We start from the raw sequence: 22,469 nt of genomic DNA, 5'->3' as shown, positions 1-22,469 counted from the left end.
TTTCTAGTGAAAAATCCCTCCGTCGCGTCATCTTACTGCACACAAGTTGCGCAGAAGGGTGGGAAAGCCGCTGCAACTTCGGTCATGCTAGGGAGGATACATCATGACAGTTTCATTCACACGCCGCGCCGCTTTGGGTCTGGCAAGCGCTGCAGCAATGGCGTTGGCAATGCCCGCAGTGGCAAGCGACTGGAAGCCGCAAAAGCCTGTTGAGATGGTCATCATGGCCGGGCAGGGTGGCGGTGCCGACCGTCTGGCGCGTCTCTTCCAGTCGATCATTCAGAAAGAGAACCTGTCGTCGATGCCGATCCTGCCTGTGAACAAAGGTGGCGGATCGGGCGCAGAGGCGCTGCGCTATCTCAAGGACAAGGAAGGCGATGCCCACACGATTATGGCGACGCTGAACAGCTATTACACGACGCCGCTGCGCACGGATATTGGCGTGGATATCGAAGACTACACGCCGATTGCGCGGATGGCTTTGGACACGTTTGTTCTGTGGGTCAATGCCGACAGCGATATCCAGACGCTGGATGATTACGTGGCCGCTGTGAAAGCCGCAGGTGGCGAGTGGAAGATGGGTGGCACGGGCACCGGTCAGGAAGACAGTCTTGTGACCGCGATGCTGGAGAAAGAGTTCGGCATCAAGCACACTTACGTGCCCTTCAAAGGCGGCGGCACGGTCGCCAAGAACCTTGTGGGCGGCCACATCGACAGCACCGTGAACAACCCGTCAGAGCAGATGGGCTTCTGGCAGGCAGGCAAATCGCGCCCTATCGCGGCCTTCACAGCCGACCGGATTGCTGTTTTCCCTGACGTGCCGACCATGACCGAGCTGGGCCACGAGATGGTCTATACGATGCAGCGGAGCTTTGTGGCCCCTCCGGGCACACCGCCCGAGGCTGTCGCTTATTACACCGCGATGTTCGAGAAACTGGCCGAGTCGGAAGAGTGGCAGACCTATGCTTCTGAAAAAGCCCTGCAAACCGATCTGCTGACGGGCGATGCGCTGCAGGCCTATTTCCTGGAAGAGCGTCAGCGTCACAATGATATTCTGACGTCCATGGGCGAGATCGCAGGCTCCTGACCGCTGACCTCTGACTGCTTGCACGAAGGCACGGCGGCTTGCCCCGCCGTGCCGAACTTCAATACCGATGTCGGGAGCGTTCCTCATGGTGACAGCCGACCGCGTGATTGCGGCCTCTTTGATGGTATTTTCCGCCTATCTGATGTGGCACGCGACTGTTTTGCCCATCGGGTGGGAGGGCAGCTCTGGCCCCGGCGGCGGCGCATTTCCATTCTGGCTATCCTTGGTGATGCTGCTGGCCTCAGCCGGCATTTTCCTTCGCAGTTTTGTCAGCCCCCCGAAAGACGACAAACCGTTCTTTGACCCGGAGATGATCCGATCGGTGGTGCTGGTTTGCGTGGCCCTGTTGGTGACGATCGGTGCGATGCAATATCTTGGCACCTATGTGGCGCTGATGGGCTTTCTGCTGTGGTATCTGCGGATTTTTGGCGGTCACAGCTGGACGTTGACTGCCTCCATCACGCTGATCACGCCGGTCTTTTTGTTCTTTTTCTTCGAAGTGACGCTGAAAATTCTGTTGCCGAAAGGCGTGACAGAGCCGTTTTTCCTGCCGCTTTACGCGATCTTCTTCTGAGGGAGTGGTCTGATGGATGTCTTCTCTCTTTTGATGGACGGCTTTGCGACGTCGCTGTCGCCGCTGAACCTGATGATCGTTTTGCTGGGCGTGACCGCGGGGCTTTTCATTGGCGCGATGCCGGGCTTGGGATCGGTCAACGGGGTGGCGATTGTGCTGCCGCTGACCTTCATCGTGCCGCCCAGCTCGGCCATCATCCTGCTTTGCGCGATTTACTATGGCGCGATGTATGGGGGGGCTGTCAGCTCGATCCTGTTGGGCATTCCGGGGGCGTCAACGGCGGTGGCCACCACGTTTGATGGACGGCCCATGGCGCAGCAGGGCAAGGCCGGGTTGGCGCTGATCGCGGCGGCGGTGGCATCGTTTATCGGCGGCACCATTTCGGTCGTTTTGTTCACGGTTTTCGCAGCGCCCCTGGCTGATCTTGCGTTAAAATTCGGCCCGGCGGAGGAGTTCGCATTGGTCCTACTGGCGTTTACCACCTTCGTGGGGCTTGGCGGTGACGACGTGTTAAAGACCATCGTGATGATCTGTCTGGGTTTGGTCCTGTCGACCGTGGGGCTCGATCTGATCTCGGGTCAACCGCGGCTGATCTTTGGCGACCTGCCGGGGTTCTATTCGGGCATCAGCTTTCTGGTGCTGGCGATTGGCGTCTACGGCATTGGTGAGGTGCTGCACACGATTGAGACATCGAAGACCGCGCCGCAAGTCACGCCCGCAAGGATCACGTTCAAAGAGCTGGGGGCAGGCTTTCGGGCGATGAACCGGCTGTGGCGGACGATGAGCGTCGGCTCGTTTCTGGGCTTCTTCGTGGGAATGTTGCCGGCGGCTGGGGCCACGCCTGCGTCGCTGATGGCCTATGGCATCGCGCGCTCGACCTCGAAAAAGCCCGATAGCTTCGGTAAGGGCAACATCGAAGGGGTCGCGGCCCCAGAGACAGCGAATAACGCCGCCTCGACCGGATCTCTCTTGCCCATGCTGACGCTTGGTATCCCCGGATCGCCCACCACGGCACTGCTGTTGGGGGGCATGGTGATGTGGGGACTGGTGCCCGGACCGATGCTGTTCATCGAGCAGCCGGATTTCGTGTGGGGGCTGATTTCATCGCTTTACACGGCGAACTTCGCGGCGGTCCTCATTAACCTCGCGCTGATCCCGCTTTTCGTCTGGGCGCTGCGGATGCCGTTTACGGTTTTGTGCGCCATCGTGCTGGTGTTGTGCATCGTCGGCGGGTTCGCCCCCAGCCAGAAGATGCATGACGTGTGGCTGATCGCTGGCTTCGGCATCGCAGGCTATCTGCTGCGCAAGGCGGATTATCCACTGGCCCCGCTTGTGCTGGCGCTGGTGCTGGGACCGCTGATGGAAAAGAGCTTTCGCCAGACGCTGATTGCCGAGCAAGGTAACGTGCTGGCCTTTGTCGAGCGCCCGCTGTCGGGGACATTCATCGCGCTGGCCGTGCTTTTCTTCTTGCTGCCGCTGGCTAAGTATCTGAGGAAATCACCTAAAGACGGGGTCGCGCCCGCCCAGTAGGGTGCGCAGGAAGGAACAGACGACATGACGACACTCAAAACCTTGCTTGCAGATCATCCGAAAGAGGCCCCCGCCATCGGGGCGCCGAACCGGGATTGGTTGACTTATGGTGCGTTACGTATCTTGGCCGAGGATGTGGCCGCGCAGTTGCACGGCTTTGGGATCGGGCGCGGGGACCGGGTGGCGATTGTGCTTCCCAATGGTCCCGAAATGGCGACTGCCTTTGTCACGATTGCCCAAGCAGCGACAACGGCTCCGTTGAACCCGGCTTACCGTCAGGACGAGTATGAATTTTACCTAGAAGATCTTGGCGCGAAAGCGATTGTTCTGGCAGAAGGCTATGACGGCCCCGCCTTGGCGGCGGCCAATGCCAAAGGTCTGGCCGTGCTGCGCGCGCAATCGGGGGCAAACGCGGCTGCGGGGCAGTTCACGTTGACCGCAGATGTGCCGGGGGGAGCAAGGGCTGCGACAGACGCGCCGACCGAGGAAGACGTCGCATTGATCCTGCACACATCGGGGACGACATCGCGCCCCAAGATCGTGCCGCTTTTGCAATCCAACATTGCAGCCTCCGCCGGGCATATCTGCGACTCGCTGGCGCTGAACGCGGATGATCGCTGCCTGAATGTGATGCCGCTCTTTCACATCCACGGGCTGCTGGCGGCGGTATCTGCGTCGCTCGCGGCAGGTGCGTCCATCTGGTGCGCCCCGGGATTTGACGCATTGCGCTTTTTCGGCTGGATGAAGGATGCAGAGCCGACATGGTACACCGCCGTGCCGACGATGCATCAAGCGATCCTCAGCCGCGCAAGTCGCAACGCGGATGTGATTGAGGCGACGAATCTGCGCTTCTTGCGCTCGTCCTCGGCCTCGCTGCCACCGCAAGTGATGACGGCCCTGCAAGAGACCTTTGGCGCGCCGGTCATCGAAGGCTACGGGATGACCGAAGCGGCCCATCAAATGGCCTCAAACCCGCTGCCACCGCGCGCGCAAAAGCCCGGATCGGTTGGGGTCGAGGCAGGGCCGATGGTGCGCACCGCCCATGAGACCGATGACCGTCTGGTCGACGGCGTGGGCGAAATCGTGATCTCTGGCCCGAACGTCACGCCCGGTTACGAGAACAATCCGGACGCCAACGCGAAATCGTTCTTTCAGGCTGACGGCCATCGCTGGTTCCGCACCGGCGACCAAGGCGCCTTTGACGAGGAAGGGTATCTGCGTCTGACGGGGCGCCTGAAAGAGATCATCAACCGTGGTGGCGAAAAGATCAGCCCGCTTGAGGTCGATGAGGTTCTGATGGATCACCCGGCAATTGCCCAATGCGTGACGTTCGCCTTGCCGCATCCGAAACTGGGCGAAGAGGTCGCAGCAGCGGTGGTGCTGCGGGATGGTCAGGCTGCGACAGAGAAAGACATTCGCGCTTTTGCTGCCGAACGTGTCGCGGACTTCAAAGTGCCGCGTAAGGTGCTGATTTTGGATGAAATCCCGAAAGGCGCAACTGGCAAGATGCAGCGGATTGGCATGGCTGAAAAACTTGGCCTTGTGCAGGCGGCATAAGGGCTGAGCGATGAAAATCTGTGTATTCGGCGCCGGGGCCATCGGCGGTTATATGGGCGTGAAACTGGCGGATGCAGGGGCGGATGTGTCGCTGGTCGCGCGCGGCCCGCATTTGGCAGCGATGCAAGCCAATGGGCTGCGGCTGATAGAAGAGAGCGGCGAGACCACGGTTCAGGTCACGGCTTCGGATGACCCGTCCGAGTTGGGACCGCAGGACTATATCATCGTGACGCTCAAGGCCCATTCGGTGCCGCCTGTCGTCGAAAAGATGCAGCCGCTGATCGGGCCGAATACGACCATTGTCAGCGGTGTGAACGGCGTGCCGTGGTGGTATTTTCACAAACTTGGCGGGGATCTGGAGGCCACACGTCTGGCCTCGGTCGATCCGGGCGATGCACAATGGAACGGCTTTGGCCCTGATAATGTGCTGGGCTGCGTCGTTTATCCGGCCGCCGAAGTGATCGAACCCGGTGTCATCAAACATATCGAAGGCAACCGCTTCTCATTGGGCGAGCCTGACGGCTCGAAATCCGAGCGCGCGATGGCGTTGTCCAAAGCGTTGTCGGCGGCGGGACTGAAAGCGCCGGTCCGCCCCCGTATCCGTGACGAGATCTGGGTAAAGCTGTGGGGGAACCTGTCGTTCAATCCGATCTCGGCACTGACCCATGCAACGCTTGATGTGCTTTGCACCGATCCAGGCACACGTGCGGTCGCCCGCGGCATGATGGTTGAGGCTCAGGAAATTGCCGAGACACTGGGCGTAAAGTTTCCCATCGATGTCGATCGCCGGATCGATGGGGGGGCCGCGGTTGGCGCACATCGCACGTCCATGTGGCAGGATCTGGACCAAGGTCGCCCGATGGAAATCGACGCGCTGGTGGCATCCGTGCAAGAACTTGGCCATCTGACAAATACGCCGACCCCGACAATTGATACGGTGCTTGCGTTGATCCAGCTTCGCGCCCGCTCAGCCGGACTATATTGAGCGCCTGCGGCGCATTCTTTTTGATTATTTTGCGCTCCGCGCGGGGATATTTTCAAAAAGCGAAGTCAGGGCGCGGCATTAACGCTTCGCTTTTCTCAAATATCCAAATCCAAGGGTGAAACTTTTGGAGCGGGTAACGGGAATCGAACCCGTAACTTAAGCTTGGGAAGCTCGCGTGATACCTTTTCACCATACCCGCGCCGGAATGTTTGACTAGACCGCCCGCGCGGGGCCGTCAAGCGCGTCTGCGGCGGCGGCGACCCCCAGCTTGATCGCCGGAATTGGTGTTGAAACTGACATCTGGCAGGGACGTGATCTTGGCCAGTTCCGGGAATGGATCGGTTGCATGAGGGATCGCGTTGGCAGCGACGAAATGCTCTTGGAATTTCGGCTCGATGGCGGTTTCGACCTTGTCGATCTGCTTGACCAGCGTTTCGATATGCGTGCGCGCGGACGTATTGCAAAGCGCGATGCGCGCCCCGGTGCCAGCGGCGTTGCCCGCACTTGAAACTTTGTCCAGCGGCGCGTCGGGGATCATGCCGAGGACCATCGCGTGCTTGCTGGAGATATGTGCGCCGAAGGCACCTGCAAGGACGATACGATCAACTGTGTCGACCTCCATCTCATCCATGAGCAGGCGTGCGCCTGCGTAAAGCGCTGATTTCGCGAGCTGAATTGCGCGAATATCGCCTTGGGTGACAGTGATCAGAGGGCCGCCATCAGTTGTGCCGTCATGGACGACATAGGCATGGGTTCGGCCCTCGGGGATCGAACGGGCAGTGCCGGTTTGATCGGGGCCACCGATCAGGCCGGACGGGTCGAGCAGGCCCGCCATGCGCATCTCGGCCACGGCGTCGATGATGCCGGAGCCGCAAATGCCGGTGATGCCGGTGGTCGCTGTGGCCTCGGTGAAGCCGTCTTCGGTGGACCATAGATCGCAACCAATGACTCTGAAGCGGGGGTCTTTGGTGACGGGGTCAATCTCGATTTTTTCAATGGCGCCGGGGGCGGCGCGCTGGCCGGAGGAGATCTGCGCGCCCTCAAACGCCGGGCCGGTGGGCGAGCTGCAAGCGAGAACCTTGTCGGTGTTGCCGAGCAGGATTTCAGCATTGGTACCAACATCAACTATGAGCACCAAGTCTTTGGAATTCTGAGGTTCTTCACTGAGAGCGACGGCTGCGGCATCAGCCCCTACATGGCCTGCGATGCACGGCATTATGAAGACGCGGGCGCGGTCGTTCATGGCGCTGAGGTCCAGTTCCTTGGCGTCCAGGCTGACAGAGGAGGACGTGGCGAGCGCGAAGGGGGCCTGGCCCAGCTCGACCGGGTCGATACCCAGCAGCAGGTGGTGCATGACCGGGTTGCAGACGAAGACCGTTTCAACGATGTGGGCCGCGTCGATCTGCGCTTCATCGGCGATGGCCATGGTCAGCTCGTTGATGGCGTCGCGCACGGCAGAGGTCATTTCGACATCGCCGCCGGGGTTCATCATGGCGTAGCTGACGCGGCTCATGAGGTCTTCGCCAAAGCGGATTTGCGGGTTCATGATGCCGCTGGACGCCTTCACGGTGCCGTCGGTTAGGTCACACAGATGAGCGGCAACGGTGGTGGAGCCGAGGTCAATCGCGAGACCGTAGAGCGGTCCTTCGAAGAAGCCGGGCCAGACATCTAGGACGCGATGTTTGTCGTCTTGGTGGCCTTTATGCAGCGCAACAGTGATAGCCCATTGGCCTTTGCGCAAGGCGGGTTGCAGCTTGCGCAACAGGGTCAGATCAGCGGTAATTCCGTCTATATCCCAATGAGTTGCAAGCGCATCTTGAAGTCGCTCGAAATCTCCGGTGGGGATATGCATGTCGGGTTCGGGCACCTCGACATAGTAGAGGCGCGTGGCGGGCTCCATCGTGATGGCGCGGGCAGTCGCGGCTTTGCGGACGACCTGTTTGTGCACCTGGCTTTCGGGTGGCACGTCGATGACGATATCGTTCTGGACAGTGGCCTGACAGCCAAGGCGGCGGCCCTTTTTCAGGCCGCGTTTGTCGTCATAGCGCTGCTCGACCGCGTTCCAGTCGGACAGCGCGTCCTCTTCAACAGTGACGCCGTGCTTTGGAAACTCGCCATAGGAGGGTGTGATCTGGCATTTGGAACAGATGCCACGACCACCGCAGACGCTATCAAGATCGACGCCCAACTGGCGCGCAGCGGTGAGGATCGGTGTGCCAACAGGAAAGTGACCCCGTTTGCCCGAAGGCGTGAAGATAACGAGAGGGTCAGCTTTCATTTTATCACCGTTTTACATGGCCTTCCAAAGCGTTCTTACTGTAGCTTACGCGCGGCGGCTTCTGCGCCCACCTTCACGACCACCCCGTCCACCGGCGGGTGCGCTGGTCTTGTTCAGTTTGATCCAGTTGCCGCCCGAGGGGTCGTGATCCAGCAGGAAATCGGCGGCGCGGATCGAGATAACCTCTTCGGAGGCGACGCCAACTTTGGGTGACAGACCCAAGAGCGGGGCGAGCTTGCCCAGCTCGACGCCCTCGGGGACAATGATGCCCAGATCGGAGAGGCGGGCAAGGCGCTCTGTCACGATATCTTGTGCGGGGGCCATGCCGAGGAGCGGTGCGATGGCGGTCATGTCGATATCATCCGGGGCCGTGGCCCCCAGCGCTTTAAGCTCGTCCAGCCGGTCGCTGACCATCTTCTTGGTCTTGGGCATCGCGACGGGGTTCATGATCGCAGAGGTCATGCCGGCCGCGGAAGCCATGGCGAGGAACGCGTTGTTGATGCCATGTCGATTGGGCAGGCCAAAGCTGATATTGGACGCGCCGCAGGTCGTGTTTACGCCCAGCTCTTCGCGGAGTTTGCGCACAAGTTCAAAGACTTGCACACCCGCCGTGCCCATCGCACCTACTGGCATGACAAGCGGATCGACGACGATATCATGGGCGGGGATGCCAAAATCGGCGGCACGTTCGACGATCTTCTTGGCAACGGCAAAGCGGACGTCGGGGTCTTCGGAAATGCCCGTGTCATCGTTGGAAATCGCGACGACGGGGACGTTGTACTTCTTTACAAGGGGCAGGATTTCTTCCAGCCGCTCTTCCTCGCCCGTGACCGAGTTCAGCAGGGGGCGGCCATTGGCCAGTTCCAGACCCTTCTCCAAAGCGCCGGGAACGGAGCTATCTATGCAAAGCGGGATATCGACGAGGCCCTGAACGAGATCGACGATCTTGCCCATCAAAGGCGGCTCGGTCTCGTTGGGGTTGGGGTTCGAGTTATAGACAACGCCCGCGTTGATATCGAGGACCTGCGCACCGCAGACGACCTGTTCCAGCGCGTCTTTCTCGACGGTCGAGAAATCGCCAGCCTCAAGCTGAGCGGCCAGCAATTTGCGGCCTGTCGGATTGATCCGTTCACCGATCACGCAGAACGGCTCATCAAAGCCGATGACAACGGTTTTCGATTTAGATTCCAGTACGGTGCGGGTCATTCTTAATCCTTAGACCTGAGAGGCGGGGACGGCGGAGGCGCCGCCATGTTCAATCGCCCAATTGGCATTCGTCTTGATCCCGCCCAGCGGGAAGAAATGCACATAGGTGATGTTGAAATCGGGGTTGGCGGCCTTGTGGGCGGCCAGATCAGCGATGAACTCGGTCGGCTCGAATGGCAGCACCAGCTTGGTCACATCCTTGGCGCGCTTCTGCAGGACGCGAAGGGAGGCACCGACACCGCAGGCGATGGAGAACTTGATGAGCGTTTGTAGCTTGGCGGGGCCAGCAACGCCGATATGAATCGGCAGGTCGATGCCTGCGTCGCGCAGGGCGTCGGCCCAGGCAATCACGGGCTTGGCTTCAAAGCAGAACTGGGTGGCGAGCGCCATTTCGGCATCCGTTGTCTCGGAAAATTTCTGCTTCCAACGCAGGGCGTCGTCCACGTTCTTCATGGAGCCGTCGGGGTCGATGTCCTTGTTGCCCTCGGGATGTCCGGCGACATGGAGGCGTTTGAAGCCTGCCTTGTCGAAAAGGCCGGTCTCAAGCAGCTGCATGGAGCTGTCGAAAGCGCCGTGGGGCTCTGCCACGCCACCGGCCAGCAGGAGCGCCTCATCGACGTTTGCCTCGCCTTGATAGCGTGCGATCCAGTCGGCCAGAACCGTCTGATCCTTGATGATGCGGGCCGGGAAGTGGGGCATCACCTTGTAGCCGTCTTTGGCCAGCCGCGCGGCGGTCGCGACCATGTCGTCAATCGGGGTGCCTTCGATATGGGCGATGTAAACGCGGGTGCCTTCGGGCAGCAGATCGCGGAAATTCTCGACCTTCTCGGCGGTGCGCGGCATCACCTCGATCGAGTAATCTTTCAGGAACGCCTCGACCTGTGGGTTCACGGTTTTGACGTCATCCTTGCGCTTGAAATTCAACAGACCCATCGCGGCCTCCCATAGATTTGTCAGCTTATGCCCAGCCATTATTTGCGATCAAAGCCTTGATCCGCTCTTGGTCATACTCGGTCTGCAGGCGAGCGACCTCTGCGTCCAGAACCGCCTCGGGGTCGCCGTCGACGGAATAGGGGGTCGCCTTACGCCATTCGGCCAGATAGTCGTCCGTGCCAGCCGCGCCGGTCTTCATGGCGGCGCGGTCAATGGCTTGCTCAAACCGCTCTTCAAGCGGCTTTTTCGCCCCACGGCGTCCTTTCCCGACGATAACCTGCGCCGGAATATCGCGCCAATAGACAACGGTGACGTCTGGCATTGCACTCTCCCTGTTGGAGCCTTTCTACGGGGTCGCGGACGATGGGCGCGGCTCAATTTCGACAAAGCGCGTCTTGTCAGCGACGCATTTGATGTAAGCCACTGCGCGACATCACGCCACCGGCCCGCATCGGAAATCGATTCATGGTCTTTATGAGCATCCTTGCGCGCATCACGGGGACGTCATAGGTTAAGGGCAACTCGAAATGGAGGGCGTGATGATGGCGCCCAAGCGTCCCTTAGGTGCGGGCGCTCTCCCGAAACCGGTTGAAGGCACCGCATCTTCTACGCCGGACAGGCCGCCGCTTTATGCAGCGCTTGATCTGGGCACAAATAGTTGCCGCATGTTGATCGCGCGTCCCGATGGCGAGCAGATCAAAGTGGTCGATAGTTTTTCAAAGACCGTCCAGTTGGGGGCGGGGCTTGAGGCGTCCGGGCGGTTGTCGCGGGCGTCCATGCAGCGCACGGTTCAGGCGCTGCGGATCTGTAAGCACAAGCTCAAGCAACACCGCGTCAGGAAGATGCGACTGGTGGCGACGGAGGCCTGTCGCCGGGCGATCAATGCGCGCGAGTTCATCGCGCAGGTGCGGCGCGAAACCGGGCTGGAGCTTGAGATAATCGCGCCCGAGGAAGAGGCGCGGTTGGCCGTGATTTCCTGCGCGCCACTTGTGTCGAAAAAGACCGAACAATTGCTGGTTGTGGACATCGGCGGGGGTTCGACGGAACTGGTCTGGATTGATCTGCGCCGGGTCAAGAAGAAGCACCGGGCGCAGGCAATCATGCAAGTCACCGAAGGGTTGCGGCGCGGTGATGCGGGTGATGGCAACGCATCAGTCGTGGACTGGATTTCTGTGCCCTTGGGCGTCGCCACCTTGCGCGATCAGTTCCATGATGTGGAAGATGACGCGGGCCGCTTTGCGCTGATGAGTTGTTTTTTCGAAGAAAACCTAGCCGATTTCGCGCCTTACGCGGAAGAGCAGGCGCGCGAGGGGTTTCAGATTATCGGCACCAGCGGGACGGTCACGACCGTGGCGGCATCACATCTGGGGCTCAAGCGCTATGACCGGTCCAAGGTGGATGGGTTGCGGATGGATTCGGATCAAATTCACCGAGTCATTCACGACTATCTGGCACTGGGGCCCGTTGGGCGCCGCAATGACCCGCGCATCGGGCGCGACCGGCAGGCGCTGATCATGTCGGGGGCGGCAATCCTGCAAGCGCTGTTGCGATCCTGGCCGACAGACCGGCTGTCGGTCGCGGATCGCGGTCTGCGCGAAGGGCTACTATATGCACAAATGAGCGCGGACGGCGTTTTGGAAGAAAGGCCGGGCTGATGGCAAAAAAGACAAGCGGGCGCGGGCAGCGCGATTTGCGCGTGAAGGTGAAATCAGCGCGGGGGCGCAAGCTAAGCTCGACCCTGTGGTTGGAACGGCAGTTGAACGACCCCTATGTCAAGCGCGCGCAGGCCGAAGGCTATCGCGGGCGGGCGGCGTTCAAGATATTGGAACTGGACGATAAATTCCGCTTTCTGGTGCCGGGGGCGCGGGTCGTCGATCTGGGCTGCGCACCGGGGGGCTGGTGTCAGGTGGCCGTCAAACGCGTGAACGCGTTGGGCGAGAAGTCAGGCAAGGCCGTTGGCACCGTGCTGGGCATCGACCTGCAAGAGGTCGAAGCCATCGCTGGCGCCGAACTGCATGTGCTGGACTTTCTGGAAGACGAGGCCGACGACAAGGTAAAAACCTGGCTGGGCGGGCAGGCGGATGTTGTGATGTCGGACATGGCGGCGGCCAGTTCCGGACATAAACAGACCGATCACCTGCGGATCATGGCCTTATGTGAGGCGGCGGCTTACTTTGCCTTCGACGTTCTGGATCCAGGCGGAACCTTTGTGGCCAAGGTGCTGGCCGGTGGGGCAGAGGGCGATTTACAGAAGCTCCTGAAACAGAAATTCACCAAAGTAGCTAATGTGAAACCACCAGCTTCGCGGTCCAACAGTTCCGAAAAGTTCGTAGTCGCGCAGGGTTTTCGAGGGTGACACTCAGGCTTGCGGGGCAAAGCGATAGTGTCGGTGTCGCTTTGGACACTGGCCATATCTGCGATCTGCGCTTGAATGGCCTTGCGCCCCTTCACCGCGCGCCGTGGCTTGATGAACCAGCCGTCCAATCAGATGAAACGATCCCCTTGGTCGAGCGGCGTTTGCAAGGCGATTTCTTTTGCGCGCCGTTTGGCAAGAGCGACCTGATAGAGGCACCGATCCACGGGCTGACGGCAAACAGCGCGTGGGAGGTGGTGCGCCACTCCGCAACAGAGGTTGTGATGCGTCTGAGCAAGACTGTTATGGGCGCGCAGGTGGACAAACGCGTGGCGCTCAACGGCGGCGCGCTGGTGCAAACACATCGCATCGTAGGCGGGAACGGGGCGCTGCCTGTCGCGCATCATCCCATGATCCACATGGACGATGGTGGTCGGCTCAGCTTTTCACCCAAGGCAGCGGCGATGACGCCGGACGCCCCGTTGGAGGCGGGTCGGAACTGGCTAAATTATCCTGCGCAGGGCAAGGATTTGCATCATTTTCCCGGCGCCACAGGACCGGTTGATTTGACACGCTATCCGACACAGGCGGCTAACGAAGACTTCATCACGCTGATCGAGGCTCCAGGCGCGGCGTTCGGTTGGACAGCGATTGCGCGACGGGCCGAACGTGACCTCATCGTCATCGTCAAAGACCCGCGCTGTCTGCCCGTCACGATGCTATGGTACTCCAATGGCGGCCGTGACTATGCCCCTTGGAATGGACGGCATCGGGGCGTTCTTGGGGTTGAAGATGGCTGCACTGCGGGTGCTGCGGGCCATCGCGCAGCATCGACTGACAACGCGATTTCGGCCCATGGAGTGCCAACTGCGCTGTCGCTTGCGGCAGGCCGCGTTCACGAAACACGCCACGCCATTTATGCGGTGTCCCTTACCGAAACAGAGGCTCGGGTTGAGCGCGTTTTTGTGCGCAACACCCATCTTGTTGCCTTGCTAAAAAGCGGCTCTGAAGTCCCTTTGGGCACTGCGACAAAATGGATGCGAAAAGTTTAGTGCCTAAAAACTAGTCAATCATCTGAGCAGAGATATTGCGCTTTTCAGACTAAGATCAGGTTTTTATCTGGTGGGCCTTGTCGGGTCTCGACCTGACAGTGCCCCGCCCAAAAACGGGGTCGAATATGAAACTCAAATTTTCAAGAAAATTACTTTTACTCTCCAGCGGATTTGTGGCTGCTGGCTTTATTCAAACAAATTCTGCGGCGGCGGCAAGTTATAACCTCTGCCTTGCAGCGGATATTCCAGGGCCGGTCATAAACCGGCTGCGCGCGCGGGACGACTTTCCCGACTTGCTGGCGAAGGTATTGGAGGTCTGCCCGCAACAGGCATTGATCCTGACCGACGCACCGACTGCCTCAATCGGGCAGACCGGGTCCGCGGATGACGGGAACGGCTTTCGAGAACCCGATGACAATCTCTCTTCCGGTGGTGTGCAAACCGCGGCAGGTCCCGAAGGGGGATCGGGCGGAACCGATGGTTCTCCAGGCGGCGGCTCAAGTGAGCCAGGTGGGACCGGTGGTTCAGGTGGCGAAGATGACGAACCTGATGGTGAGGACAGCCCTGATGATGAGGGCGAAGACACCGGCGGCGGTGAGGGCGGCGAAGGTGACGGCGGTTCCGACGGAGATGGCGGCGGCGAAGGCGAGTCCGGTGGTGACGGTGACGGCGGTTCCGACGGAGAAGGTGGTTCTGAGGGTGAGGGCGGCGACGGAGGCGACTCTGGCAGCGAAGGCGACGGCGGGGACCGTGGCTCTGATGGAGACGGCGGTGAAGGCGATGGCGGCTCCGGTGGCGAAGGCCGCGGCTCTGACGGCGAAGGTTCCGGCGATGGCAATGACGGGTCAAATGAGGAGGCAGAAGACTAAGCGCCTTAAAAGGCAGACCCAAGACAAGAGTGGGTAACCAAGTCTGACAGAGCAGGCGGCGTTAGCTTTGCGCGATGCCGCCGGCCAGAACAGCTTGCCACAGATGGGGGGCATCGGGGCTTTGCATTTTCAAAAACGTATATCCCGTCTCGCGCCACGGTTTGACGCGGTCTGTCAGGTTATCAAGCACATAGTCGCCCCCGGTTGTGCGCACCACAAGCACCGCGTGAGGCGCATGCGTGCGATCCAGCACCGTGGCGATCAGAAGCTGATTGGCGGGAAAGCCGCGCTCGATCAGGCGCTTTTTCTTCAGAAGGGCGAAGTCTTCGCAATCGCCGCCGCGTGCGGTGGGCAGCGTCCAGACCTCCGCCTGCCGGTATTGCGATTGATCAGAGATTTCGCGCACCTCTGCATTGACCTGAGCGTTGATTTGCGTCGCGATGCGCAGCCCGTCCGCGCCGATCTGACCTTGCACCTGTCCGATTGCGCAGGCCCAGCCATAGCGGGTGCAAAGCCCCGCCGATCCTTCCGGGGATGCTGTCATCATACGCGGGGTCAGGAATGTCTCCGCAGAGGCGATCTGCGGAACGCTCCAGATCATCGCAACAAGGGCGACACAAAACGCGCGAAAGAACGTGGGCATGACAGCTCCCGATAGCCAATGTCGTGCAGAGAGCGTCCTGAAGGTCTGTGGCATCATGAAGGCGAACCCATGGCTTTTACATGCCAGGGTGCGCTCTAAAGAGCCGAGGATATCCGGGACGCCTGTCAGGGCGATTGCGCGCCATGCCTCTCTGCTAGATGCGTTCAGTTTGGCTTACCTGTCTTAAAGCGAGGTTAAGCCACGTGGCCAACCGTTACCACAACTGCTGGTGGCGCGATAGGGTGCCGCTATATGCGGCAAGAAAATGCTGATCCCGAAAAGATCACGTCAAAAGCGTTGATGTATCAACGGCTTAGAGCCCGCGCTGTCTTGCGGTTATGCGTATGATAAGATGTAGAAATGACTGCGCTTTGCCGGGCCGGACGCCCACAAAGGCCCGTGGCGGAGAGACAGGGATTCGAACCCTGGGTGGGCTTGCACCCACAACGGTTTTCGAGACCGCCCCGTTCGACCACTCCGGCACCTCTCCGCGAAGGGTCTGTGGCGCGCCGTTTACTGCCCATGGCCGCGCGGCGCAACTGGTTTTTGCGCGCCGTCCTCGCGACGCTGTCACAGATTGGCGACCGCGCTGTTTGCGCATTGGCCCGGCGCGCAATCGGCGCTAGCTTTGCAAAGACACGAAGGAGAGCCCGATGACCCGCCTGATCCAGATATGCCTTGCCATGGTGCTGTTGCTGCCCGGAGCGGCACGCGCCGATATGGAGGCGCTTTATGACGCGATGGGTATGGAGCGCATCATCGAGATCATGCGCGAAGAGGGGCTGTCCTATGGGGCCGAGATGTCGACTGATTTCCTGAACGGGGCCGGGGGGCCGGATTGGGAACGGACCATCAACGACATTTATGACACCGACAAGATGAGCGAAACGCTCAAACGCGGTTTCAATGCGGCGATGGAGGGCACGGATACGGCCCCCCTGATCGCGTTCTTTGAATCCGAGACCGGGGCCGAAATCATCGCGCTGGAAATCAGCGCGCGGGAAGCGCTTTTGGATGAGAGCGTCGAGGAGGCCAGCATCACCCAGCTTGAGGCCGCCCAAGAGGCCGGTGATCCACGGCTTGATCTGATCCGCAGCTATATCGACACGAATGATCTTGTGGAATCAAATGTCGTGGGCGCGCTCAACTCGAACTATGCGTTCTATACCGGGTTGGCTGATGGCGGCGCGTTTCCCTTCGAGATGACGCAAGACCAGATCATCCGGGATGTCTGGAACCAAGAGCCCGAGATTCGCGACGAGACGGAGGAATGGATCCAATCCTATCTGCTGATGGCCTATCAGCCGCTGAGCGATGACCAGATCGAAGCCTACATCGCCTTGTCGGAAACCGACGAGGGCAGCGCGTTGAACCGCGCCTTGTTCGAGGGGTTCAACGAAATGTTCACCGAAATCAGCCGCGCGCTGGGTTTGGCGGCGTCAATCTATATGGGTGGGCAGGAGCTTTAAGAGCCGTAGACCATCAGCGTGACCACAAGCGCATCCGGGCTGGTGGCGTAAAGCCTGCGATCCCCGCGGAGATCGAGTTTCAGCGCTTCGCGAGACGCGGGCGGCACTTTCGCCATCGCCATCGCTTCGTCCAGATAGGGACCGCCGCCACGCTCAATCTCGGCCATGAGGCGCGGATGGTTGTCTTTGACAAAGAACTCCACCGCGCCGCGCCGCCGATTATAGACGGCATTCTGCGCTGAGGTTTGCAGCGCTTGCCCCGGCAAAAGCCGCGGATTTGGGACGTGGCGCGGCTCAAGAGAGCAGGCGGTCAGCGCGCAGATGCCTATCAAAGAAAGAAGGGGCCATTTCATGGGCGAAAGAGGCCTTCTTTGGGCTTGACTTACAACCGCGACGTGACGATAAGCGCGCATTCCGGCAGGCCTCCGCCTGTTCGGAACCTATTTTAATGACGCCCTCACGGGCGCGCTGTCCGAGGTGGGGCCTTAAGCCCCGAGAACGCCGCAAGGGGCCACAGGACGCGAGAGACGAAGGAAAGACGCGATGTTTGCGGTCCTCAAGACCGGTGGCAAGCAATACAAGGTGCAGGCGGGTGACGTTCTGCGTGTTGAGAAACTTGCAGCCGATGCTGGTGAAAAAGTCCAGTTCAACGAAATTCTGATGGTTGGTGGCACGATCGGCACGCCGATGGTCGACGATGCAGGCGTGCAGGCCGAAGTGATCGACCAGATCAAAGGCGACAAGGTCATCAACTTCGTCAAACGCCGCCGGAAGCACAGCTCCAAGCGCACCAAAGGTCACCGTCAGAAGCTGACGCTGATCCGCGTGACGGACATCCTTGAAAAGGGTGCGGGCAAGTCGGGCGTGAAAGCGGCTGTGGGTGGGGCTGGTTTTGTGGCCGCCGCTGCGGTTGCGGAAAAGCCTGCCAAGAAGGCGGCTCCGAAGAAAGAGGCCGCGCCGAAGGCTGAAGCCAAGAAGGCCGCGCCCAAGAAAGCGGCTGCAAAGGCTGAAGGTGGCGACGATCTCAAGCAATTGTCCGGTGTCGGGCCCGCGCTTGAGAAGAAGCTGCACGCAGCGGGTGTGACGACATTTGCGCAGATCGCTGCGTGGAATGACGAAGACGTCGCAGCCATGGACGAGAAACTGTCGTTCAAGGGCCGGATCGAGCGTGAAGGCTGGATCGAACAGGCCAAAGAGCTGGCAAAAGGCTAAGGAGAGAGACGAATGGCACATAAAAAAGCAGGTGGTTCATCCCGCAACGGCCGCGACTCTGCCGGTCGTCGCCTTGGTGTGAAGAAATTCGGTGGCGAATCTGTCGTTCCCGGCAACATCATCATGCGTCAGCGTGGCACGAAAATGTGGCCGGGCGAAGGCGTTGGCATGGGCAAGGATCACACGATCTTCGCGACTGTCGATGGCGCTGTGAAGTTCCACAAAGGCCTCAAGGGCCGCACCTTTATTTCGGTTCTCCCAGTGGCGGAGGCCGCTGAATAAGCCGAACCGTATAGAGCTAAAAATTCTGGGGGATCGGTGCAAACCGGTCCCCTTTTTCGTTTTCAGGAGCGATCATGAGCGTCGCCGTCGCCAGCTTTTTGACCTTTGCCGCCTCTCAGGTGGGCACGCCCGGTCCGGCCAACATGGCCTTGCTGGCCACAGGCGCGCGGTTTGGCTTTCGGGCCGCTTTGCCCTTCGTGGCAGGGGTGGCGTTGGGCAAGCAATTGATTATTTGGCCCATCGGCTTTGGCCTGATGGAACTGGCCGAGGCGGTGCCTTGGCTGTTTGAGGCGCTCAAATGGGCTTCTGCCGCTTACATCATCTGGCTCGCGTGGCGCGTTGCCAACATGCGGCTTGAAACCGGGGCGGGACCAGACAATGCGCCGGGCTTTGCCGCAGGGCTGATCGTGCATCCGCTCAACCCCAAGGCTTGGGCGATGATCACGGCGGGCTTTACCAGCTTCACGGCCCCTAGCACGCCGCCCTTGGAAGCCACGGCGATCATCGCCATCTGTCTTCTGGCCTGTCAGGTCGTGCTGCACCCGATCTGGAGCTTTGCAGGCGACCGGATCGCGCGCACCGTCGCCGGCACGTCGGCCGAGCGGGGCTTGATGATTTCACTGGCGGTTCTGACCGTCGCAAGCGTTTTATTCGTGCTGTTCGGAGGAGGGACACCATGAACATGGAAAAGATCGACACAACGGGGATCATCGCATCCGATCGGTTTGTGCTGCGCCCGTTGCGGCGCAGCGATCAAGGTCTGATCGAGATGTATGCAAGCGACGAACGCGTTGCGCGGATGACCACGACGATCCCGCACCCGCTTCCCCCCGGTGCGACGGAACAGTTTATCGCAGCATCGTTGACGGACGAGCGCGACGAGGACGTCTGGGTCATGGATGGTGCGGCGCAAGGCTCTGCCGAGGTGCTGGGACTGATCGGTCTGAAGCCGATGGACCGCAACCAGTCGGAGATTGGCTATTGGGTGGCGCCTGCGTTCTGGAACACGGGGCTGGCCTCGGACGCTGTCCGCGCGATGGTGGAGGCGAACCCGCAGGGCGTCGACACCATGTTCGGGTCGGTCTTTCAGGACAACCCCGGTTCTGCCCGTGTGCTGACCAATTGCGGGTTCGAATATCTGGGCGATGCGGAAGCGTTTAGTGTGGCCCGACAGGCCAAGGTCGATACCTGGACTTACTTGAAGAAGATGAAATAAGGATCTGGAAAGATGCAGGATTTCGCCATTTTAAAAACAGATCGGCTGCTCCTGCGTCTTCCTCGGGAAAGCGACGCGGAAGCAATCGCCGAGGCTCTCGGTGACTGGGAGGTCACCCGGTGGCTGGGCCGTGCGCCGTGGCCTTATGGCTTGTCTGACGCGGAAGAGTTCATTGACCGCAACAAGAACAACGTCGGGCTCGTCTGGATGATCGAAATGGACGGCAACGTCGTGGGCATGTGTGCCTGCAAGGGTGAGCTGGGCTATTGGGTGGCGCGCAAGGCCTGGGGGCAAGGGATCGCGAGCGAAGCCTCGCGCGCCGTCATTGACCGCTATTTTGCGGCCCCTGATGTCGATGTGCTGCCGTCCGGCCACGCGCCCGAGAATGCCCGCTCAGGCCGCGTGCTGGGTAAACTCGGCTTTCGCTATACGCAGGACGAGTTGCGGCCCTCGGCATCGCACGGAAAAGACGTCGTCATCCGTGCAATGGAACTGACGCGCTCCGATTGGATGGCGCAGCGCGCCCTCCTGCTGCCGCATCTGGAGACAGAGCGTCTGATCCTGCGCCCGATGTCTGCCGACGATGCCCCGCGCGTTGCCGAAATCGGTGGCCATCCGGACGTGGCCCGCATGATCTTTCGCGCCACGGTGCCGTGGCCTGTCGATGTGGTGGAGCGCTTTCTGCACGATTGGCGCTGGCAAGGGCAGCTTGGCTTTCGGCTGGGCGTCTGTCGCAAAGACACCGGCGCGCTGATCGGCACGATTGGCGTTGGTCGCCCTGACTACGGCCACGTCAAAGGCCAGCCGGATATCTTCTATTTTTTCGATCTGGCCGAAGGCGGGCAGGGCTTTGCAAGCGAGGCGGTGCAGGCGTTTGTTGAAGCGGTTTTTCAGCGGTTTGAGCCAACATCTTTGGGTGCGGATGTGTTTCACGACAACCCGGCCTCGATGCGGGTGCTCACCAAGGTGGGCTTTGAGAAGACCGGCGAGGGCAGTGCGACCTCTGCCGCACGGCTTGAGCCCGCACCGGTTTCCGTTTATCGCCTCGCTAATCCTAATTTGAAGGCCACGACATGAAGTTTCTCGATCTCTGCAAGGTCTATATCCGCTCTGGGGGCGGTGGTGGCGGCTGCGTGTCCTTCCGGCGCGAGAAATACATCGAATATGGCGGCCCAAACGGCGGCGATGGTGGCCGTGGTGGTGATGTGTGGGCCGAAGCGGTCGAAGGTCTGAACACGCTGATCGACTTCCGGTACCAACAGCATTTCTTCGCCAAGAACGGCCAGCCCGGCATGGGCAACCAGCGCACGGGCAAGGATGGCGACGACAAGGTGTTGCGCGTGCCGGTCGGCACCGAAATCCTCGACGAGGACCAGGATACGGTGATCGCTGATCTGACCGAAGTGGGTCAGCGTGTGTTGCTTGCCAAGGGCGGCAATGGCGGCTTCGGCAATCTGCATTTCAAAAGCTCCACCAATCAAGCGCCGCGGCGCGCCAATCCGGGGCTTGAAGGGGTCGAACGCACGCTCTGGCTGCGCCTGAAACTGATCGCGGATGTGGGCCTTCTGGGATTGCCCAATGCAGGCAAGTCCACCTTTCTGGCCGCCACATCAAATGCCCGCCCAAAAATCGCGGATTATCCATTTACCACACTGCATCCCAACCTTGGGATCGTCGGTGTGGACGAGGTGGAGTTCGTCATTGCCGACATTCCCGGCCTGATCGCAGGCGCGTCCGAAGGGCGCGGCCTTGGCGATCGCTTTCTTGGACATGTGGAAAGATGTGCTGTCTTGCTGCATCTGGTTGATGGGACGTCCGAGACGATTGCCGAGGATTACCACATCATCATTGGGGAACTGGAAGCCTATGGCGGCGATCTGGCTGACAAACCGCGTGTGACGGTGCTCAACAAGATCGACGCGCTGGACGAAGATGAACGGCTTGAGGCGAAAGAGGCGTTGGAAGCTGCAGTTGGGAAACGGGTGCTCTTGATGTCCGGCGTCGCCCGTGAAGGCACCACGGATGTGCTGCGCGCGTTGCGCTCTCAGATTGACAGTGACCGCCTGCGGCGACGGGCCGAAGAGGGCGGGGAGCCGGAACCGTGGCAACCCTGAGCGACGCAAAACGACTGGTCATCAAGATCGGTTCGGCCTTGCTGGTCGACCGCGATAGCGGTGCCTTGCGCGCCGAATGGCTCCATGCCTTGGCGCTGGATGTCGAGGCGATCAAGGCGCGCGGCACGGATGTTGTGATCGTGTCATCCGGCTCAATCGCGCTGGGACGTGGGGTGCTTGAATTGCCCGCAGATACACTTGCCCTGGAACAATCGCAGGCTGCTGCCGCCGTCGGGCAAATCCGCCTCGCACGCGCCTATGAAGAGGCGTTGGCCCCCCATGATCTGACCACGGCGCAGGTGTTGGTGACGCTTGAGGATTCGGCCAACCGCCGCCGCTATCTCAACTCCCGCGCGACGTTGGAACAGTTGTTAACCCTTGGCGTCGTCCCCATCGTGAACGAGAACGACACCATCGCCACCGACGAAATCCGCTATGGCGACAATGACCGGCTGGCCGCTCAGGTCGCCGTCACAATCGGTGCGGATCAGTTGATTTTGCTCTCTGATGTGGACGGGTTTTACTCCGCAAACCCGGTAGAAGACGCGGCCGCAAAGCGCTACGACACCATTGCCGAGATCACGCCAGAGATTGAAGCGATGGCGGGCGATGCAGGCTCGGGCCTGTCCAAGGGCGGCATGAAAACCAAGCTTCTGGCGGCCAAGATGGCCACTCAAGCGGGCTGCGCGATGGCGATCACGGATGGCTTCGTGATGCGGCCCTTAAAGGCACTTGAAAAAGGCGCAGCGGCCACATGGTTCACCGCGAAAGATGACCCGGCGCAGGCGCGCAAGCACTGGATTGCGGCAATGAAGCCCAAGGGTCGGATCACGCTGGATGCAGGCGCCGTGACCGCCTTGAGCGGGGGCAAAAGCCTTTTGCCCGCCGGGGTCAGCGCTGTTGACGGGGCCTTTGGCCGCGGCGACCCTGTAGCGATCTTGACCCCCGATGGCGCGCCTTTGGGGCAAGGACTAAGCCGCTATACCTCCGAAGAGGCGGCTTTGATCAAAGGGCGGCACACAAGTGACTTTGAGGCCATTCTGGGCTATTCAGGTCGCGCTGTTCTGATCCACCGCGATGATATGGTTTTGGGCTGAAGCGAAAGGCTG

22 protein-coding genes, 2 tRNA genes and 1 pseudogene are annotated in these 22,469 nt (G+C 60.4%); 17 read left to right on the top strand and 8 right to left on the bottom strand.

The window, feature by feature from the left end:
* Window positions 1-103 precede the first annotated feature (103 nt).
* The 5 genes from KUW67_RS03045 to KUW67_RS03025 all read left to right on the top strand — a co-directional run bounded on the left by KUW67_RS03045 (window position 104) and on the right by KUW67_RS03025 (window position 5,733).
* Window positions 104-1,087, top strand: coding sequence for a tripartite tricarboxylate transporter substrate binding protein (locus KUW67_RS03045; RefSeq protein WP_224823786.1), 984 nt, complete (start codon window positions 104-106; stop codon window positions 1,085-1,087).
* A gap of 85 nt (window positions 1,088-1,172) precedes the next feature.
* Window positions 1,173-1,661 (top strand): tripartite tricarboxylate transporter TctB family protein, encoded by a 489-nt coding sequence (locus tag KUW67_RS03040; protein WP_224823785.1) that lies wholly within the window; start codon window positions 1,173-1,175, stop codon window positions 1,659-1,661.
* Window positions 1,662-1,673: 12 nt separating this feature from the next.
* The gene (locus KUW67_RS03035; RefSeq protein ID WP_224823784.1) at window positions 1,674-3,191 is read left to right on the top strand and encodes a tripartite tricarboxylate transporter permease; all 1,518 of its coding nucleotides are present in this window, start codon (window positions 1,674-1,676) and stop codon (window positions 3,189-3,191) included.
* 24 nt (window positions 3,192-3,215) lie between these two features.
* Complete coding sequence (locus tag KUW67_RS03030; protein WP_224823783.1) at window positions 3,216-4,748, top strand: acyl--CoA ligase; 1,533 nt, start codon at window positions 3,216-3,218, stop codon at window positions 4,746-4,748.
* Between the two features lie 10 nt (window positions 4,749-4,758).
* Complete coding sequence (locus KUW67_RS03025) at window positions 4,759-5,733, top strand: 2-dehydropantoate 2-reductase (protein WP_224823782.1); 975 nt, start codon at window positions 4,759-4,761, stop codon at window positions 5,731-5,733.
* 125 nt (window positions 5,734-5,858) lie between these two features.
* Here the strand turns inward: KUW67_RS03025 and KUW67_RS03020 are convergent.
* The 5 genes and pseudogenes from KUW67_RS03020 to KUW67_RS03000 form a co-directional block, all read right to left on the bottom strand.
* Window positions 5,859-5,932, bottom strand: a tRNA-Gly gene (locus KUW67_RS03020).
* Window positions 5,933-5,968: 36 nt separating this feature from the next.
* Window positions 5,969-8,011 carry an ASKHA domain-containing protein gene (locus tag KUW67_RS03015; RefSeq protein ID WP_224823781.1) on the bottom strand — a complete coding sequence of 681 codons (2,043 nt, stop codon included), beginning with the start codon at window positions 8,009-8,011 and terminating at the stop codon, window positions 5,969-5,971.
* 162 nt (window positions 8,012-8,173) lie between these two features.
* Window positions 8,174-9,217, bottom strand: a pseudogene (locus tag KUW67_RS03010) (dihydropteroate synthase); the annotation flags it as partial.
* Between the two features lie 9 nt (window positions 9,218-9,226).
* Window positions 9,227-10,150: a methylenetetrahydrofolate reductase gene (locus KUW67_RS03005; RefSeq protein WP_224823779.1), complete on the bottom strand. Its 924-nt coding sequence runs from the start codon at window positions 10,148-10,150 to the stop codon at window positions 9,227-9,229.
* A 25-nt stretch (window positions 10,151-10,175) separates the two neighbouring features.
* Window positions 10,176-10,472: a virulence factor gene (locus KUW67_RS03000; RefSeq protein WP_224823778.1), complete on the bottom strand. Its 297-nt coding sequence runs from the start codon at window positions 10,470-10,472 to the stop codon at window positions 10,176-10,178.
* A gap of 220 nt (window positions 10,473-10,692) precedes the next feature.
* On the opposite strand from KUW67_RS03000, the gene KUW67_RS02995 reads away from it, so the two are divergent.
* From KUW67_RS02995 to KUW67_RS02980, 4 genes are all read left to right on the top strand, one after another.
* The gene (locus tag KUW67_RS02995) at window positions 10,693-11,805 is read left to right on the top strand and encodes a Ppx/GppA phosphatase family protein (RefSeq protein ID WP_224823815.1); all 1,113 of its coding nucleotides are present in this window, start codon (window positions 10,693-10,695) and stop codon (window positions 11,803-11,805) included.
* On the top strand, window positions 11,805-12,506 hold the full coding sequence (locus tag KUW67_RS02990; protein WP_224823777.1) for an RlmE family RNA methyltransferase: 702 nt from the start codon (window positions 11,805-11,807) through the stop codon (window positions 12,504-12,506). The genes KUW67_RS02995 and KUW67_RS02990 overlap by 1 nt, the downstream gene beginning before the upstream one ends.
* Complete coding sequence (locus KUW67_RS02985; protein ID WP_224823776.1) at window positions 12,503-13,555, top strand: hypothetical protein; 1,053 nt, start codon at window positions 12,503-12,505, stop codon at window positions 13,553-13,555. Before KUW67_RS02990 ends, KUW67_RS02985 begins: the two co-directional genes overlap by 4 nt.
* Window positions 13,556-13,680: 125 nt before the next feature.
* Complete coding sequence (locus tag KUW67_RS02980; protein WP_224823775.1) at window positions 13,681-14,424, top strand: hypothetical protein; 744 nt, start codon at window positions 13,681-13,683, stop codon at window positions 14,422-14,424.
* Between the two features lie 61 nt (window positions 14,425-14,485).
* Here the strand turns inward: KUW67_RS02980 and KUW67_RS02975 are convergent, their stop codons facing one another.
* Window positions 14,486-15,067, bottom strand: a complete 582-nt coding sequence (locus tag KUW67_RS02975) for a transglutaminase-like cysteine peptidase (protein WP_224823774.1) — start codon at window positions 15,065-15,067, stop codon at window positions 14,486-14,488.
* A 400-nt stretch (window positions 15,068-15,467) separates the two neighbouring features.
* Window positions 15,468-15,557 (bottom strand) — tRNA-Ser (locus KUW67_RS02970).
* A 163-nt stretch (window positions 15,558-15,720) separates the two neighbouring features.
* Here KUW67_RS02970 and KUW67_RS02965 point away from each other — a divergent pair.
* Window positions 15,721-16,536 carry a hypothetical protein gene (locus KUW67_RS02965; RefSeq protein WP_224823773.1) on the top strand — a complete coding sequence of 272 codons (816 nt, stop codon included), beginning with the start codon at window positions 15,721-15,723 and terminating at the stop codon, window positions 16,534-16,536.
* Here KUW67_RS02965 and KUW67_RS02960 read toward each other — a convergent pair.
* On the bottom strand, window positions 16,533-16,889 hold the full coding sequence (locus tag KUW67_RS02960) for a hypothetical protein (protein ID WP_224823772.1): 357 nt from the start codon (window positions 16,887-16,889) through the stop codon (window positions 16,533-16,535). The two genes, KUW67_RS02965 and KUW67_RS02960, sit on opposite strands and share 4 nt — an antisense overlap.
* 190 nt (window positions 16,890-17,079) lie before the next feature.
* Between KUW67_RS02960 and KUW67_RS02955 the strand changes: the two genes are divergently transcribed.
* The 7 genes from KUW67_RS02955 to proB all read left to right on the top strand — a co-directional run bounded on the left by KUW67_RS02955 (window position 17,080) and on the right by proB (window position 22,457).
* Window positions 17,080-17,748 (top strand): 50S ribosomal protein L21, encoded by a 669-nt coding sequence (locus KUW67_RS02955; protein ID WP_224823771.1) that lies wholly within the window; start codon window positions 17,080-17,082, stop codon window positions 17,746-17,748.
* A gap of 12 nt (window positions 17,749-17,760) precedes the next feature.
* Window positions 17,761-18,030: a 50S ribosomal protein L27 gene (gene rpmA / locus KUW67_RS02950; protein ID WP_224823770.1), complete on the top strand. Its 270-nt coding sequence runs from the start codon at window positions 17,761-17,763 to the stop codon at window positions 18,028-18,030.
* 74 nt (window positions 18,031-18,104) lie between these two features.
* Window positions 18,105-18,710 carry a LysE family translocator gene (locus tag KUW67_RS02945; protein ID WP_224823769.1) on the top strand — a complete coding sequence of 202 codons (606 nt, stop codon included), beginning with the start codon at window positions 18,105-18,107 and terminating at the stop codon, window positions 18,708-18,710.
* Entirely contained in the window at window positions 18,707-19,246 is a 540-nt protein-coding gene (locus KUW67_RS02940) for a GNAT family N-acetyltransferase (RefSeq protein ID WP_224823768.1), read from the top strand. The genes KUW67_RS02945 and KUW67_RS02940 overlap by 4 nt, the downstream gene beginning before the upstream one ends.
* Before the next feature lie 12 nt (window positions 19,247-19,258).
* Window positions 19,259-20,323: a GNAT family N-acetyltransferase gene (locus KUW67_RS02935; RefSeq protein WP_224823767.1), complete on the top strand. Its 1,065-nt coding sequence runs from the start codon at window positions 19,259-19,261 to the stop codon at window positions 20,321-20,323.
* Complete coding sequence (obgE, locus tag KUW67_RS02930; RefSeq protein WP_224823766.1) at window positions 20,320-21,360, top strand: GTPase ObgE; 1,041 nt, start codon at window positions 20,320-20,322, stop codon at window positions 21,358-21,360. Before KUW67_RS02935 ends, obgE begins: the two co-directional genes overlap by 4 nt.
* Window positions 21,348-22,457 carry a glutamate 5-kinase gene (gene proB / locus KUW67_RS02925; RefSeq protein ID WP_224823765.1) on the top strand — a complete coding sequence of 370 codons (1,110 nt, stop codon included), beginning with the start codon at window positions 21,348-21,350 and terminating at the stop codon, window positions 22,455-22,457. Before obgE ends, proB begins: the two co-directional genes overlap by 13 nt.
* Window positions 22,458-22,469: the final 12 nt, after the last annotated feature.

Source organism: Cognatishimia sp. MH4019 (genome assembly GCF_020177595.1).
In the GTDB taxonomy this organism is placed as follows: Bacteria; Pseudomonadota; Alphaproteobacteria; order Rhodobacterales; family Rhodobacteraceae; genus JAHTBL01.
This window is presented reverse-complemented; position numbering and strand designations above follow the sequence as displayed.

What these genes read in the sequence shown, in the direction of transcription:
- obgE (WP_224823766.1), top strand. Translation starts at nt 20,320, where the DNA reads ATGAAGTTTCTCGATCTCTGCAAGGTCTATATCCGCTCTGGGGGCGGT.
- KUW67_RS02945 (WP_224823769.1), top strand. Translation starts at nt 18,105, where the DNA reads ATGAGCGTCGCCGTCGCCAGCTTTTTGACCTTTGCCGCCTCTCAGGTG.
- KUW67_RS02960 (WP_224823772.1), bottom strand. Translation starts at nt 16,889, where the DNA reads ATGAAATGGCCCCTTCTTTCTTTGATAGGCATCTGCGCGCTGACCGCC.
- KUW67_RS02980 (WP_224823775.1), top strand. Translation starts at nt 13,681, where the DNA reads ATGAAACTCAAATTTTCAAGAAAATTACTTTTACTCTCCAGCGGATTT.
- KUW67_RS02995 (WP_224823815.1), top strand. Translation starts at nt 10,693, where the DNA reads ATGGCGCCCAAGCGTCCCTTAGGTGCGGGCGCTCTCCCGAAACCGGTT.
- KUW67_RS03005 (WP_224823779.1), bottom strand. Translation starts at nt 10,150, where the DNA reads ATGGGTCTGTTGAATTTCAAGCGCAAGGATGACGTCAAAACCGTGAAC.
- KUW67_RS03030 (WP_224823783.1), top strand. Translation starts at nt 3,216, where the DNA reads ATGACGACACTCAAAACCTTGCTTGCAGATCATCCGAAAGAGGCCCCC.
- KUW67_RS02940 (WP_224823768.1), top strand. Translation starts at nt 18,707, where the DNA reads ATGAACATGGAAAAGATCGACACAACGGGGATCATCGCATCCGATCGG.
- KUW67_RS03015 (WP_224823781.1), bottom strand. Translation starts at nt 8,011, where the DNA reads ATGAAAGCTGACCCTCTCGTTATCTTCACGCCTTCGGGCAAACGGGGT.
- KUW67_RS02975 (WP_224823774.1), bottom strand. Translation starts at nt 15,067, where the DNA reads ATGCCCACGTTCTTTCGCGCGTTTTGTGTCGCCCTTGTTGCGATGATC.
- KUW67_RS03040 (WP_224823785.1), top strand. Translation starts at nt 1,173, where the DNA reads ATGGTGACAGCCGACCGCGTGATTGCGGCCTCTTTGATGGTATTTTCC.
- KUW67_RS02990 (WP_224823777.1), top strand. Translation starts at nt 11,805, where the DNA reads ATGGCAAAAAAGACAAGCGGGCGCGGGCAGCGCGATTTGCGCGTGAAG.
- KUW67_RS03025 (WP_224823782.1), top strand. Translation starts at nt 4,759, where the DNA reads ATGAAAATCTGTGTATTCGGCGCCGGGGCCATCGGCGGTTATATGGGC.
- rpmA (WP_224823770.1), top strand. Translation starts at nt 17,761, where the DNA reads ATGGCACATAAAAAAGCAGGTGGTTCATCCCGCAACGGCCGCGACTCT.
- KUW67_RS02965 (WP_224823773.1), top strand. Translation starts at nt 15,721, where the DNA reads ATGACCCGCCTGATCCAGATATGCCTTGCCATGGTGCTGTTGCTGCCC.
- KUW67_RS02935 (WP_224823767.1), top strand. Translation starts at nt 19,259, where the DNA reads ATGCAGGATTTCGCCATTTTAAAAACAGATCGGCTGCTCCTGCGTCTT.
- KUW67_RS03035 (WP_224823784.1), top strand. Translation starts at nt 1,674, where the DNA reads ATGGATGTCTTCTCTCTTTTGATGGACGGCTTTGCGACGTCGCTGTCG.
- KUW67_RS03045 (WP_224823786.1), top strand. Translation starts at nt 104, where the DNA reads ATGACAGTTTCATTCACACGCCGCGCCGCTTTGGGTCTGGCAAGCGCT.
- KUW67_RS02955 (WP_224823771.1), top strand. Translation starts at nt 17,080, where the DNA reads ATGTTTGCGGTCCTCAAGACCGGTGGCAAGCAATACAAGGTGCAGGCG.
- KUW67_RS03000 (WP_224823778.1), bottom strand. Translation starts at nt 10,472, where the DNA reads ATGCCAGACGTCACCGTTGTCTATTGGCGCGATATTCCGGCGCAGGTT.